The 14012-nt window shown below is 70.2% G+C and carries 12 protein-coding genes; 3 read left to right on the top strand and 9 right to left on the bottom strand.

All coding sequences use genetic code 11. The features are described from left to right. The first annotated feature begins 162 nt into the window (after positions 1-162). Complete coding sequence (gene gabT / locus A3Q37_RS06205; RefSeq protein WP_065478627.1) at positions 163-1503, top strand: 4-aminobutyrate--2-oxoglutarate transaminase; 1341 nt, start codon at positions 163-165, stop codon at positions 1501-1503. 148 nt (positions 1504-1651) lie between these two features. Next, entirely contained in the window at positions 1652-2497 is an 846-nt protein-coding gene (locus A3Q37_RS06200; RefSeq protein WP_065478624.1) for a phosphatase PAP2 family protein, read from the top strand. On the opposite strand, the gene A3Q37_RS06195 is transcribed toward A3Q37_RS06200, so the two are convergent. From A3Q37_RS06195 to A3Q37_RS06160, 8 genes are all read right to left on the bottom strand, one after another. Next, complete coding sequence (locus A3Q37_RS06195) at positions 2463-4286, bottom strand: chitinase (RefSeq protein ID WP_065478622.1); 1824 nt, start codon at positions 4284-4286, stop codon at positions 2463-2465. The genes A3Q37_RS06200 and A3Q37_RS06195 overlap by 35 nt on opposite strands. 90 nt (positions 4287-4376) lie before the next feature. Further along, positions 4377-4877 (bottom strand): hypothetical protein, encoded by a 501-nt coding sequence (locus A3Q37_RS06190; protein WP_065478619.1) that lies wholly within the window; start codon positions 4875-4877, stop codon positions 4377-4379. A 136-nt stretch (positions 4878-5013) separates the two neighbouring features. Then, complete coding sequence (locus A3Q37_RS06185) at positions 5014-6429, bottom strand: FAD-binding oxidoreductase (RefSeq protein WP_065478615.1); 1416 nt, start codon at positions 6427-6429, stop codon at positions 5014-5016. Positions 6430-6452: 23 nt separating this feature from the next. Then, the gene (locus A3Q37_RS06180; protein WP_065478613.1) at positions 6453-7256 is read right to left on the bottom strand and encodes an ABC transporter permease; all 804 of its coding nucleotides are present in this window, start codon (positions 7254-7256) and stop codon (positions 6453-6455) included. After that, positions 7256-8197 (bottom strand): ABC transporter permease, encoded by a 942-nt coding sequence (locus tag A3Q37_RS06175; protein ID WP_065478610.1) that lies wholly within the window; start codon positions 8195-8197, stop codon positions 7256-7258. Before A3Q37_RS06175 ends, A3Q37_RS06180 begins: the two co-directional genes overlap by 1 nt. Continuing rightward, positions 8194-9348: an ABC transporter ATP-binding protein gene (locus tag A3Q37_RS06170; RefSeq protein WP_065478607.1), complete on the bottom strand. Its 1155-nt coding sequence runs from the start codon at positions 9346-9348 to the stop codon at positions 8194-8196. The genes A3Q37_RS06175 and A3Q37_RS06170 overlap by 4 nt, the downstream gene beginning before the upstream one ends. Before the next feature lie 95 nt (positions 9349-9443). Continuing rightward, positions 9444-10691 carry a PotD/PotF family extracellular solute-binding protein gene (locus A3Q37_RS06165; RefSeq protein WP_065478605.1) on the bottom strand — a complete coding sequence of 416 codons (1248 nt, stop codon included), beginning with the start codon at positions 10689-10691 and terminating at the stop codon, positions 9444-9446. A gap of 74 nt (positions 10692-10765) precedes the next feature. Continuing rightward, a complete protein-coding gene (locus A3Q37_RS06160) occupies positions 10766-12280 on the bottom strand; it encodes a gamma-aminobutyraldehyde dehydrogenase (RefSeq protein WP_065478603.1) in 1515 nt (504 codons plus the stop codon). Between the two features lie 206 nt (positions 12281-12486). Between A3Q37_RS06160 and A3Q37_RS06155 the strand changes: the two genes are divergently transcribed. Next, positions 12487-13044: an NADAR family protein gene (locus A3Q37_RS06155; protein ID WP_065478600.1), complete on the top strand. Its 558-nt coding sequence runs from the start codon at positions 12487-12489 to the stop codon at positions 13042-13044. Between the two features lie 234 nt (positions 13045-13278). On the opposite strand, the gene A3Q37_RS06150 is transcribed toward A3Q37_RS06155, so the two are convergent. Then, complete coding sequence (locus tag A3Q37_RS06150) at positions 13279-13995, bottom strand: DUF4190 domain-containing protein (RefSeq protein ID WP_079137678.1); 717 nt, start codon at positions 13993-13995, stop codon at positions 13279-13281. Positions 13996-14012 lie beyond the last annotated feature (17 nt).

Here is a 14012-nt window from a genome sequence, read left to right as displayed (position 1 = left end):
AGCGCCACATGGTCATTCCGGTTGGTGGACCGCCCCGCCCCCCACCTGTCCGCCAAGGACAAGGACACACCCCCACCACTCCCGATCGGAGCATGCCCGCACCCCTCCCCCACCCCTAGCCTGCAAAAAGAAGAGCGTCCGAAACACCCCCAGGAGCCCCGCATGACCGCAATCCCGCAGGAGCGCCGCGTCGTCACTGCCATTCCCGGCCCGAAGTCTGTCGCGTTGCAGGCTCGTCGTACCGCGGCCGTCGCCGCGGGTGTGGGCTCCACGCTGCCGGTGTTCACCGCCCGGGCCGGCGGCGGGATCATCGAGGACGTGGACGGCAACCGGCTGATCGACTTCGGGTCCGGGATCGCCGTGACCTCCGTGGGCGCGTCCGCCGAGGCCGTCGTGCGGCGGGCCTCCGCGCAGCTCGCGGACTTCACCCACACCTGTTTCATGGTCACGCCGTACGAGGGGTACGTCGAGGTCTGCGAGCAGCTCGCCGAGCTGACGCCGGGCGACCACGCGAAGAAGTCCGCGCTGTTCAACTCGGGCGCCGAGGCCGTCGAGAACGCGGTGAAGATCGCCCGCGCGTACACCAAGCGCACCGCCGTCGTCGTCTTCGACCACGGCTACCACGGCCGCACCAACCTCACCATGGGCATGACGGCGAAGAACATGCCGTACAAGCAGGGCTTCGGCCCGTTCGCGCCCGAGGTCTACCGCGTCCCGGTCGCCTACGGCTACCGCTGGCCGACCGGTGCCGAGAACGCCGGGGCCGAGGCGTCCGCGCAGGCCATCGACGCGATCACCAAGCAGATCGGCGCCGACAACGTCGCCGCGATCATCATCGAGCCGGTGCTCGGCGAGGGCGGCTTCATCGAGCCGGCCAAGGGCTTCCTCCCGGCGATCGCCCAGTTCGCCAAGGACAACGGCATCGTCTTCGTCGCGGACGAGATCCAGTCCGGCTTCTGCCGTACCGGCCAGTGGTTCGCCTGCGAGGACGAGGGTGTCGTCCCGGACCTGATCACCACCGCCAAGGGCATCGCGGGCGGCCTGCCGCTCTCCGCCGTGACCGGCCGCGCCGAGATCATGGACGCCGCGCACGCGGGCGGCCTGGGCGGTACGTACGGCGGCAACCCGGTCGCCTGCGCCGGTGCGCTGGGCGCGATCGAGACGATGCGTGAGCTGGACCTGAACGGGAAGGCCAAGCGGATCGAGGAGGTCATGAAGGGCCGCCTCGCCGAGATGCAGGCGAAGCTGCCGAACGGCGACATCATCGGTGACATCCGCGGCCGCGGCGCGATGATCGCGATCGAGCTGGTGAAGTCCGGCACGAAGGACCCGAACCCGGAGGCGGCGGGCGCGCTCGCGAAGGCCTGCCACGCCGAGGGTCTGCTCGTCCTGACCTGTGGCACGTACGGCAACGTCCTGCGCTTCCTGCCGCCGCTGGTGATCGGCGAGGACCTGCTGAACGAGGGCCTCGACATCATCGAGCGGGCGTTCGGCACGCTCTGATTCCTCGAACCCGGGCGCGTACGGCGGCGGCCCCGCGCCGCTGCCGTACGGCGTCCGGGTGAGGGCCTGTGAAGAACGTGTGCGGGGGCGATGGCGGGAGGCGGTGGCGACTGTCGGCCGCCCCTCCGCTGCCGTACGGTTTCGGCAGATGAGAGAAACACCTCGGCCCCGGGAAACCGCGGCCGACTCCGGGTCGGGGCTTCCCCAGCGCCGTCCGGGGCGTGCGTTCGCGCATGCCGGAGCCGATGGCTCCGGGACTCCTCACCGATCGGACGGCCGCCCGCCCCACACCCCCCGGGGCGCGCGGCGAACCGATCTCGCCGGCCATCCCGGAACAACCCCCCCTGTTCCCGGGTGGCCGGCCCCCCTCGTTTCTGGATACGTCTCCGCAGTTCTCGGCCTGCTCGCGGTTCTCTTCGCGCTGATCACCTGGCAGGTCGTCGTCGAAGGTCCGCTGTTCCGGCTGGACGAGCGGGTGGGCGGGAAGCTCTTCGGGGTCGGCCCGGCGTCGCTGACCCAGGTTCTCTCCGACCTCGGTGGGATGGCGGTGGCGCTGCCCGTGCTGACCTGCGCGCTCGCGTACGCCTTGTGGCGCCGTGCCCTGCGGCTCGCCGTGTACGCGGCCCTCACCATGGCGGCGGTGCCGGCTCTGGTGATCCCGCTGAAGGTGGCCACCGCCCGGCAGGGACCGCTGACGGAGGCCGTGAACTACTACCCGTCCGGTCATACGGCGACGGCCGCCGTGGCGTACGGGGCGACCGCCCTGGTGCTGCTGGCGCTGGAGCGACCGGCGTGGCTGCGGGAGGCCTCCTGGCCCCGGGTGTGGATGATGCCCGTCGCCGCGATCCTGCTGACCACGGCGACGGGCATCGGTCTGGTGCTGCACGGCTACCACTGGCCGCTGGACGTGCTGGCCAGTTGGTGCCTGGGGCCGTTGGTGCTGGCGCCCCTGTGGTGGGTCAGCTGCCGAAGTAGGCGTCGAAGTTCCGGCTGAACTCCCAGTTGTTGAAGCGGTCCCAGTTGATCGACCAGGTCATCAGGCCGCGCAGGTCGGACCAGGTTCCGTGGGTCTGGTAGGAGCCGCAGTCGGTCTTCTTGATCAGGCAGTTGAGCGCCTTGTTGACCTCGGCCGGGGTGGTGTGGCCGTTGCCCGCCTGAGTGGAGGCCGGGAGCCCGATGGCGACCTGGTCGGGGCGCAGGCCGGGGAAGACCTTGGTGGTGTCGCCCGCCACCGGGAAGCCCGCGAGCAGCATGTCGGTCATCGCGATGTGGAAGTCCGCGCCGCCCATGGTGTGGTACTGGTTGTCCAGCCCCATGATCGGGCCCGAGTTGTAGTCCTGGACGTGCAGCAGGGTCAGGTCGTCGCGCAGCGCGTGGATGACCGGGAGGTACGCGCCGGCGCGCGGGTCCTGGCCGCCCCAGGGGCCCGAGCCGTAGAACTGGTAGCCGAGCTGGACGAAGAAGGTCTCCGGCGCCATCGTGAGGACGAAGTCGGAGCCGTACTTCGCCTTGAGGGACTTCACCGCGGAGATCAGGTTGACGATCACCGGTGAGGTCGGGCTGCGGAAGTCGGTGTCTCCCGTGTCGAGGGAGAGCGAGTGGCCCTCGAAGTCGATGTCGAGGCCGTCCAGGCCGTAGGTGTCGATGATCTTCGAGACCGAGGTGACGAAGGCGTCCCGGGCGGCGGTGGTGCCGAGCTGCACCTGTCCGTTCTGACCGCCGATCGAGATCAGCACCTTCTTGCCCGCGGCCTGCTTGGCCTTGATCGCGGCCTTGAACTCCGCCTCGGACTCGACGTTCGGGCATTCGGCGACCGGGCAGAGCGAGAAGCGGATGTCGCCGGAGGTGACGGAGGTGGGCTCGCCGAAGGCGAGGTTGATGACGTCCCAGGAGTCGGGCACGTCCGCCATGCGCGTGTAGCCGGAGCCGTTGGCGAAGCTGGAGTGGAGGTAGCCGACGAGCGCCCGGGCGGGGAGCTTGGTGTCGCCGCCTCCGCCGCCCTCCGTGGTGGTCGCGGTGACGGCGGCCGACTTCGCGGACTCCCCGGCCGCGTTGGTGGCGGTCACCTGGAAGCTGTACGCGGTCGAGGGCGTCAGGCCCGTCACGGTGGCGGAAGGACCGGTGGCCGTGGCCACCTTCGTACCGCCGCGGTAGACGTTGTAGCCGCTCGCGCCGGACACGGCGTTCCAGGAGAGCGCCACGGAGGTGGAGGTGAGCGCGGTGGTCTTGAGGCCCGCGGGGACGGCCGGGATCACCACGGGCTCGCCGCCGGGGCCGATGAGGGTGAGGTCGTCGACGTAGTGGTCGGGGGTGCCGTACCAGCCGTGGGTGTAGACGCTCACGGAGGTGGTGGAGGGGCCGGTGGTGAAGGTGGTGGTGAGCTGCTTCCACGCGTCGGGGGACTGGGTCCAGGTGGAGACGTCGGTGGTGCCGGTGCCGGACGCGCCGAGGTAGACGTAACTGCCCTGCACCCAGGCGCTCAACGTGTACGAGGAGTTGGGCTTGACCGTGATGGTCTGGGAGCACTTGGCGTGGTCGCTGCCGGCCGGGGTCGCCTTGAGCGCGTAGTCGCCGGTCCGCTTGGGCGCGGTGACGGCCGCCCCGCTGGAGTTCGCGCAGTCCCAGCCGTCCAGGCCCGCCTCGAAGCCGCCGTTGCGCACCAGGTCCGCGTCCGCGGCGTCCACCGCCGGGGCCGAGGCGACCAGGGCGCCGGCGGCGAGCAGGCCGGCCGAGCAGACGGCCAGAAGTCTGGAGAATCTGACGACGGTTCCGGTGCGTTCCACAACAGCCTCCGCGCAGGGGGGAATTCGGGGTGTGGCGTGCGCACAACATGGTCCAGACCAATCAGGTTGTCAAGACCTCTGGCAGCCTGCTCAGCCCTCAGGGCGTCCGTCGCGGGCGTCACGGGCACCCCGGGCCTCGCGTCCGTCGCGGGCGGCGGCGCCGGCCGCCTCGTGCATCGCGAGTTCGAGGAGCGCGGCGTCGGTGAGGGTCCCCGAGCCGTCCGGCGGGATGAGCCAGCGCACTCCCCCGGTGGCGCGCCCCGGATACGGGACGACGATCCAGGTGCCCTGGCCGCAGCCCCTGATCCCGGTGCCGATCCAGCGGGAAACGGTGCCCGGCGGGACGAAGAAGCCCATGCGGGACTCCCCGAAGTCGGCGAGGACGGGGCCCGGGCGGTCGATGAGGCGGGTGAGGACGTCGAGCGTCGGATAGCCCAGCTCGCCGGGGAGGATCAGCACGTCCCAGCGCCTGCCGGCGGGAAGGAGGGCGATCCCCTGCGGGTTGCGCTCCCATTCCCACCGGCAGGCGCCGGGATCCGGTGCCACCGATGTGAGCCACTCGATCGCGGCTTTCGTTTCCGGTCCCGTCATGACCAGCCTCCCGTGGACGTGGGAACCGGCGGGGTTCCGCCGGTGCGTACACGTGCGAGAGAGCGCTCGGCCCCGGCTATGACGCGGGTTCGGCCCACGCGTGACCGTGACGTGCGTCACATTGCTGGACGGGGTGTCAGCTGTCGAAGCCCAGACCGAGCTTGTCCATGGTCTTCAGCCACAGGTTGCGGTGGCCGCCGTTGCTGTCGGCGCGGGCCAGGGACCGCTTGGTGATCTCGATACCGGCCCAGGCGAAGGGCTCCGGCGGGAAGGGCATCGGCTTGGAGCGGACCATCTTCAGACGGGTCCGTTCGGTCTCCTCGCCGGAGAGCAGATCGAGCATCACATCCGCCCCGAACCGGGTCGACCCGACGCCGAGACCGGTGAATCCGGCGGCGTAGGCGACCCGCCCCTGATGGGCCGTTCCGAAGAATGCCGTGAAGCGGGAACAGGTGTCGATCGCACCGCCCCAGGCGTGCGAGAAATTCAGCCCGGAGAGCTGCGGGAAGCAGGTGAAGAACTGCTCCGCCAATTTCAGGAACGTCTCCGGCCGCTGGTCGAGATCGGCGCTGAGCCGGCCCCCGTACGGATAGATCGCGTCGTATCCGCCCCAGAGGATCCGGTTGTCCGCGGAGAGCCGGAAGTAGTGGAATTGGTTGGCGCTGTCGCCGAGCCCCTGACGGCCCTTCCAGCCGATGGATTCCAGCTGCTCGGGGGTGAGCGGTTCGGTCATCAGCGCGTAGTCGTAGACCGGCACGGTGTAGGGCCGGACGCGCTTGACGAGCGAGGGGAAGATATTGGTCCCGAGCGCGACCCGGCGGGCGAAGACCCTGCCGTACGGGGTGCGGACCGCCATCCCCTCCCCCGAGCGGACGAGGTCGAGGCCGCGCGTGTGCTCGTAGATCCGTACGCCCAGTTCCTGGCAGGCCCGCTTGAGGCCCCAGGCGAGCTTCGCCGGGTGCAGCATCGCGACGCCGCGCCGGTCCCAGAGGCCGCCGAGGAACGTGGGCGAGTCGACCTCGGCGCGCAGGGCGTCCCGGTCCAGGAAGTCGACGCCGGTGATACCGAGCTTGACGATCTCCTCGTGCCATTCCCGCAGCTCTTCGAGCTGGTGGGGCTCGGTGGCGACGTCGATCTCGCCGGTCCGCTCGAATTCGCAGTCGATGCCGTAACGGGCGACGGCGGCCTCGATGGCGTCGAGGTTCCGCTCCCCCAGCTCCTCCAGCCGCGCGATCTCGTCCGGCCACCGCTCCACGCCGTTGGCCAGCCCGTGGGTGAGGGAGGCGGCGCAGAAGCCGCCGTTGCGGCCCGAGGCGGCCCAGCCCACCTCGTGCACCTCGATGAGGACGACGTCCCGCTCAGGGTCGCGCTCCTTGGCGATGAGCGCGGTCCACAGTCCGCTGTAGCCGCCGCCGACGACCAGGAGGTCGGTGTGCTCGTCGCCGGTGAGGGCGGGGAGCGGATCGGGCCTGGCCGGGTCGTCGAGCCAGTAGGAGACCGGCTTGGCGCCGGAGAGGGATTGTGCAGCAGTACGCATGGCAGCTGGGGCCATGGTTTCCAACTCCTTCAGGAATTTCAGGTTCGAGCGGTGCTCTTTCGCCGGTTCGCGATGAGCTGGCCGACGAGAACCATCAGTACCGCAATGATGAACATGGCGGTGCCGATGACATTGATCTGCACGGGCGTGCCGCGCTGGGCCGATCCCCAGACGAACATGGGGAACGTGACGGTGGAGCCCGCGTTGAAATTCGTGATGATGAAATCGTCGAACGAGAGCGCGAAAGCGAGCAGCGCTCCCGCCGCGATGCCGGGGGCGGCGATGGGAAGGGTCACCCGTACGAAGGTCTGCACGGGACCCGCGTACAGGTCGCGGGCGGCTTCCTCCAGTCTCGGGTCCATCGACATGACGCGCGCCTTGACGGCGGTCACCACGAAGCTGAGGCAGAACATGATGTGCGCGATCAGCACGGTCCAGAAACCGAGCTGGGCGCCCATGTTCAGGAAGAGGGTGAGCAGGGAAGCGGCCATGACGACCTCGGGCATCGCCATCGGCAGGAAGATCAGCGAGCTGATCGCGCCGCGCGCCCGGAAGCGGTAGCGGACCAGCGCGAAGGCGACCGCCGTGCCGAGCGCGGTCGCTCCCAGGGTCGCCCAGAAGGCGATCTGGAGGGAGAGCGAGAGCGAGCCGCACATGTCGGCGACGCCGCAGGGGTCCTTCCAGGCGTCCAGCGAGAACCGCTGCCACTCGTAGTTGAACCGCCCCTTGGGCTTGTTGAACGAGAACACCATGACGACGATGTTCGGCAGGATCATGTACGCGAGGGTCAGCAGACCCGCGATGACGACCAGGTTCCGGCGTATCCAGCGCAGTACGGGCATCAGACCAGGTCCTCCGTCCCGGAGCGGCGGATGTAGAAGGTGACCATCAGCAGGACGATCGCCATGAGGATGAACGAGAGCGCGGCGGCCGTCGGATAGTCCAGGACCCGCAGGAACTGGCTCTGGATGACGCTGCCGACCATCTTGGTGTCGGTGGAGCCCAGCAGTTCGGCGTTGACGTAGTCGCCGCTGGCCGGGATGAAGGTCAGCAGGGTGCCGGAGACGACGCCGGGCATGGAGAGCGGGAACGTCACCTTACGGAAGGTGGTGGCGGGGGTGGCGTAGAGGTCGCCCGCCGCCTCGTGCAGCCGGCCGTCGATCCGCTCCAGCGAGGTGTAGAGCGGCAGGATCATGAACGGCAGGAAGTTGTACGTCAGACCGCAGACGACCGCCATCGGGGTGGCGAGGACCCGGTTGGACTCGGTCCAGCCGAGCCAGCTGGTGACGTCCAGGATGTGCAGGGTGTTGAGCACGTCCACGACCGCGCCGCCGTCGGCGAGGATCGTCTTCCAGGCGAGCGTACGGATGAGGAAGCTGGTGAAGAACGGGGCGATGACCAGCACGAGCACGAGGTTGCGCCAGCGGCCCGCCTTGAACGCGATGAGGTAGGCAAGCGGGTAGCCGAGCAGCAGACACAGGATCGTGGCGGTGCCCGCGTACAGCAGGGACCGGATGAACTGCGGGTAGTACTCGCGCAGCGCGTCGACGTACGTCTGGAAGTGCCAGGTGACCTCGAAGCCCTCCTCCAGCGAACCGGTCTGTACGGAGGTGGAGGCCTGGTAGACGAGCGGCAGGGCGAAGAAGACGAGCAGCCAGAGGATGCCGGGGAGCAGCAGCCAGTAGGGGACGAGCCGTTTGCGGGTGGAGGGCTTGCGGAGCGTGAGCTCCCGGGGCTCCTCGGGCTTCGGGGACGGCGCGGGCGGCGCCTCGGTGGCGCTCATTCCGCGTCCTCCACGCTGGTGGCGCCCGCGTCGATGTCCTGGGCGGCGTCGAGTCCGAAGGTGTGGGCGGGGTTCCAGTGCAGGACGACCTCGGCGCCGGGCACCAGGCGGGTGTCGCGCTCGATGTTCTGCTCGTACACCTGGAGGGCGGTTCCGGCCGGGCTCTCGACGACGTACTGGGTGGAGACGCCGATGAAGCTGGAGTCGGTGACGCGGCCGGTGACGCGGTTGCGGCCGGCGGGGACGGAGTCGGCGTCGTCCGCGTGGGCGAGCGATATCTTCTCCGGCCGGATACCGAGGAGAAGCCGGCCGCCGCCGCTGGTGGAGGAGGCCGAACATCGCTCGCGGGGCAGCGAGAGCTTCCCGCCGCCCGCGGCCACCACCAGGTCGTCGCCGGTGGAGACGATCTCGCCCTCGATGAGGTTGGAGGTGCCGAGGAAGTTGGCGACGAAGGTGGTGCGCGGGTTCTCGTAGAGGTCGGCGGGGGCGCCGAGCTGCTCGACGCGGCCGCCGTTCATCACCGCGACGGTGTCGGCCATGGTCATGGCCTCCTCCTGGTCGTGGGTGACGTGCACGAAGGTGATGCCGACCTCGGTCTGGATGCGCTTGAGCTCCAGCTGCATCTGGCGGCGGAGCTTGAGGTCGAGGGCGCCGAGCGGTTCGTCGAGCAGCAGGACCTGCGGGTGGTTGATGAGCGCGCGGGCGACGGCGACGCGCTGCTGCTGGCCGCCGGAGAGCTGGTGCGGTTTGCGGCGGGCGAAGTCCCCGAGCTGGACCAGCTCCAGCATCTCGTCGACCTGCTTCTTCACCGACTTGATGCCGCGCCGCCGCAGCCCGAAGGCGACGTTCTCGGTGATGTCGAGGTGCGGGAAGAGCGCGTAGCTCTGGAAGACGGTGTTGACGGGCCGCTTGTACGGGGGCAGGTCGGTGATGTCCCGGTCGCCGAGGAACACCGTGCCGGTGGTGGCCTCCTCCAGGCCCGCGATCATCCGCAGGGTGGTGGTCTTGCCGCAGCCGGAGGCGCCGAGCAGGGCGAAGAAGGAGCCCTGGGGAACGGTCAGGTCGAGCGGGTGCACGGCGGTGAAGGAGCCGTAGGTCTTGCTGATACCGGCGAGGCGGACATCGCCGCCGGCGGTCTGCTGCTGTGTCATGGGTCGCGGTCCCAGTGTGTTCGGGGGAGGTGAGGAAGGGGTGACCGGGCGGAAGGGGCGCGGCCCGCGGCGGGGCCGGTGGCCGGGGCGCCGGGTCAGGCGCCGATAAGTTTGGCGAACTTCTCCTCGTACGCCGTCTCTTCCTCCGTACTCAGGGAGCGGAAGGCGCGGGACTTCGACGCCATCTCCTTGTCGGGGAGGATCAGGGTGTTGGAGGCCATCGACTTGTCGATCTTCGCCAGTTCCTCGCGTACGCCGTCGACCGGGCAGACGTAGTTGATGTACGCGGCGAGCTGGGCGGCGACCGGCGGCTCGTAGTAGTAGTCGATGAGCTTCTCGGCGTTGGTCTTGTGCCGGGCCTGCGCGGGGACCAGGAGGCTGTCGCTGGAGATGATGTAACCGGCGGCCGGGATGGCGAACTTGATGTCCGGGTTGTCGGCCTGGAGCTGGATGATGTCCCCGGCCCAGCCGACACAGGCGGCGATGTCGCCCTTGCTGAGGTCGGCGGTGTAGTCGTTGCCGGTGAAGCGGCGGATCTGCTTCTTGTCGACGGCCTTCTGGAGGCGGCCGATCGCGCCGTCGAAGTCGGCGTCGGTGAACTTCCCCGGGTCCTTGCCCTGGTCGAGGAGGGTCATGCCGACGGTGTCGCGCATCTCGGAGAGGAAGGAGACGCGGCCCTTGAGCTTCGGGTCGTCGAGGAGCTGGGTGACGGAGTCGACCTTGCGGCCGCCGGTGGCCTTCGCGTTGTACGCGATGACCGTGGGGATGCCGGTCCAGGGGTAGGAGTAGGCGCGGCCGGGGTCCCAGTCGGGGCTGCGGAACTGGGCGGAGACGTTGGCGAAGGCGTGCGGGAGGTTGGAGGCGTCGAGCTTCTGGGCCCAGCCGAGCCGGATGATCCGGGCGGCCAGCCAGTCGGTGACGCAGATGAGGTCGCGTCCGGTGTCCTGCCCGGCCGCGAGCTGCGGTTTGATCTTCCCGAAGAACTCGACGTTGTCGTTGATGTCCTCGGTGTACTTGACCTTGATGCCCGTCCGCTTGGTGAAGGCCGCGAGGGTGGGGCGGCTCTTCTCGTCGTCGCTGACGTCCATGTACTCGGTCCAGTTGGAGAAGTTCACCACCTTCTCCCGCTCCGAGTGGTCGTCGGCGGCGGCTGCTCCCTCGGCGCGTCCGGCGGGCGGGATGCCGCAGGCGCCGAGGGTGGCTATGCCGCCCAGCGCGAGGGCGCCCATGCCGGAGGCGCGCAGCAGGGAACGGCGGGTGAGGGCCCCGCGTCCGCTGGTCAGGGATCGCCTCATGGCCGCCAGTTGGACCGGCGTGAGGCGCTCGGGCTCGTAACTCTCCATACGCTGTTTGCCCTTTCGGGTGGGAGGCCGCGGGGGCCCGCGGTCGTGGACGGGCCCCCGGGATGCGGCAGCTTCTATCGGTCCCCGAAGATCGTGCGGTGCCAGTCCTTGCGGGCGACCGCGGTGTTGTCGTACATGACGTGCTTGACCTGCGTGTACTCCTCGAAGGAGTACGCCGACATGTCCTTGCCGAAGCCACTGGCCTTGTATCCGCCGTGCGGCATCTCGGAGAGGATCGGGATGTGGTCGTTCACCCACACACAGCCCGCCTGGATCTCGCGGGTGGCGCGGTTCGCGCGGTACAGGTCGCGGGTCCAGGCGGAGGCGGCCAGTCCGTACGGGGTGTCGTTGGCGAGCGCGATGCCCTCGTCGTCGGTGTCGAAGGGGAGGACGACCAGGACCGGGCCGAAGATCTCCGACTGGACGACCTCGCTGTCCTGGGCGGCGTCGGCGATGAGGGTCGGCCGGTAGTACGCGCCGTCGGCGAGGTCACCGCCGGGGGCCTCGCCGCCGGTGACGACCCGGGCGTAGCCGCGGGCGCGCTCGACGAAGGCGGCGGCCCGGTCGCGCTGGGCGTGGCTGATGAGGGGGCCGAGGTCGGTGGCCGCGTCAAAGGGGTCGCCGAGGCGGACAGTCTCCATGAGGGCCGCGACGTCGCGGACGAAGGCGTCGTAGAGCGGGCGCTGGACGTAGGCGCGGGTGGCGGCAGTGCAGTCCTGGCCGGTGTTGATGAGGGATCCGGCGACCGCGCCGTGGACGGCGGCCTCCAGGTCGGCGTCGTCGAAGACCACGAAGGGGGCCTTGCCGCCGAGTTCCAGGTGGAGGCGTTTGACGGTGGCGGTGGCGATCTCGGCGACGCGCTTGCCGACGGCGGTGGAGCCGGTGAAGGAGGTCATCACGACGTCGGGGTGGCCCACCAGGTGCTCGCCGGCCTCCTTGCCGGCGCCGGTGACGATGTTGATGACCCCGTCGGGGATACCGGCCTCGGTGGCGGCCTGGGCGAACATCAGCGAGGTCAGCGGGGTGAGTTCGGCGGGCTTGAGGACGATGGTGTTGCCCGCGGCGACGGCCGGGAGGATCTTCCAGGCGGCCATCTGGAGCGGGTAGTTCCAGGGGGCGATGGAGCCGACGACGCCGATCGCCTCACGCCGTACGTACGAGGTGTGGTCGCCGTCGTACTCGGCGGCGGCCTTGCCCTCCAGATGGCGGGCGGCGCCCGCGAAGAAGGCGGCGTTGTCGACGGTGCCGGGCACGTCGAACTCGGTGGAGAGCTTGATCGGCTTGCCGCACTGGAGCGACTCGGCGTACGCGAAGTCGTCGGCCTGCTCGGCGAGGACGGCGGCGAAGCGGTGCAGGGCGTCGGAGCGTTCGCCGGGGGTGGCGCCGGACCAGCCGGGGAAGGCCGCGCGGGCGGCGGCGACGGCCGCGTCCACGTCCTCGGTGCCCGCCAGCTCGTAGCGGAGCACGCTCTCGCCGGTCGCGGGGTTCACGATGTCGTGGTGGCGGCCGGACGTGCCGGGGAGCAGCTTGCCGCCGATGTACTGCGCACCTTCCGCGAAGCGGTCCTGAACCTGGAAGCCGTTGCTCATGACGCTCTCCTCCGCCGCTGTACCCGCTGGGCGGGGTCGGCGTAGCTTCTTCGTGAATTGAGTGCCGATCCTGACAGAGGGGTTCACGCCCAACAAGTGATTCCGTTGTTGCCTTTTGGTTACGCGACGGAATCTGTCGACCATGTGTCGTGTCGGTGCGGAAATCCCCGTACGGAGTGTCAGTGGCGGATGCCACACTCACATGCATGGGACCGATCGATGAACTTCTGGCGGACGTGGCGCGGGGCAAGCGGGTGAAGTATCTGCCGTTCTGGGGGCACCGCCCGCGCCCGGACGGGCAGATCGGGCCGAGCTGTCTGAGCCAGTGGTGGCCGTCGCCGTTCACGGTGGACGGGGTGACGTATGCGAGCGCCGAGCACTGGATGATGGCGGGCAAGGCGCGGCTCTTCGGCGATGCGGAGGCCGAGGCGGCGGCGGTGACCGCGAAGAGCCCGGCGGCGGCGAAGAAGGCGGGGCGGCTGGTGCGCGGCTTCGACGAGGACGTGTGGATACGGGAGCGGTTCGCCCTGGTGGTGGAGGGCAGCGTGCACAAGTTCGGGCAGGACCCGGAGCTGGCCGGCTATCTGCTGTCCACCGGTGACCGCGTGCTGGTGGAGGCGTCCCCGCTGGACCGGATCTGGGGCATCGGGCTCGCGGCGGACGACGCGCGGACGGAGCGGCCGCAGGAATGGCGGGGGAAGAATCTGCTGGGCTTCGCGCTGATGGAGGCGCGGGAGAGGCTGCGGGCGGGCGCGACGGGCTGAGGTGCCGGGCCGCGGCGACACGGGCGGGCGGCGGGCGCGACGGGCTGAGGCGGGGCCTCGCCCCGCTGTGACGCGCCCGGCCGGGCGGGGGACGGGTCCCTCTGCCCGGCCGGGCGTGGCTCGCGCAGCTGCGTGACCTGCTGGTCGCCTCCAGGACGGTCCCTGCCCGGCCGGGCGTAGCGGCGGTGTGCGGGATCCGCTGGCGGCGGTCCTCGCGGCCGTGTGCTGGGTCCGCTAGCGGCGGTCCTCGACGACCAGCGACGTGGCGAACGGGTCGTCGTAATCGCTGTCGTAGTCCCGGTCGCTGTCCCGGTCGGCCGTCGTCGCGGCCCAGATGATCAGGCCGAGGATCGCGGCGCCGACGACGATGCCGACGGAGCCGAGGATGACCCCGGCGAGCGCCATGCCCCGGTTGGTGGCCTCGCCGCGCTTGGCACGGCCGAGGCCGATGATGCCGAAGATCAGCGCGAGGATGCCGAGGATGATGTTGAGGCCGTAGAGGCAGAAGCCGACCACGGAGATGATGCCGATCACCATCGCCGCCGTGCCCAGACCGTTGTTGGGCGCCGGACCCCAGGCGCCCGGACCGACGCCGTAGGCGCCGTAACCCGGGTATCCGCCGTACGGCTGCGCGGGCGGGGCCGGGTAGCCGTAGTGCGCGGCGGGCGGCGGGCCCGCGTGGCCGGGGCCGTTCGGGCCGATCGGCGGCGGCGGTACGTCCGCGGGCGCCCCGAAGCCCCCGGCCCGGGGTATCGGGCCGGTGCCGTCCCCCGGTCCGGCGCTCGGCATGGACGTCACGGTCGGCTGGTCGTGGACCGCGGGCGGCGTGTGCGCGGCGGGCGGCGGCGTCTGCCCGCCCTGCTTGCCCAGATCCACCCTGGTGCTGTCCGGCGGTGCCCACGGATCGCGCGGCGCGGCCCCGCCCCCGGGCTGCTCTGTGTTCTCTGACATGGGCCTCCCCCATCGTG

Source organism: Streptomyces sp. PTY087I2 (assembly GCF_001687325.1).
Taxonomy (GTDB): Bacteria; Actinomycetota; Actinomycetes; order Streptomycetales; family Streptomycetaceae; genus Streptomyces.
This window is presented reverse-complemented; position numbering and strand designations above follow the sequence as displayed.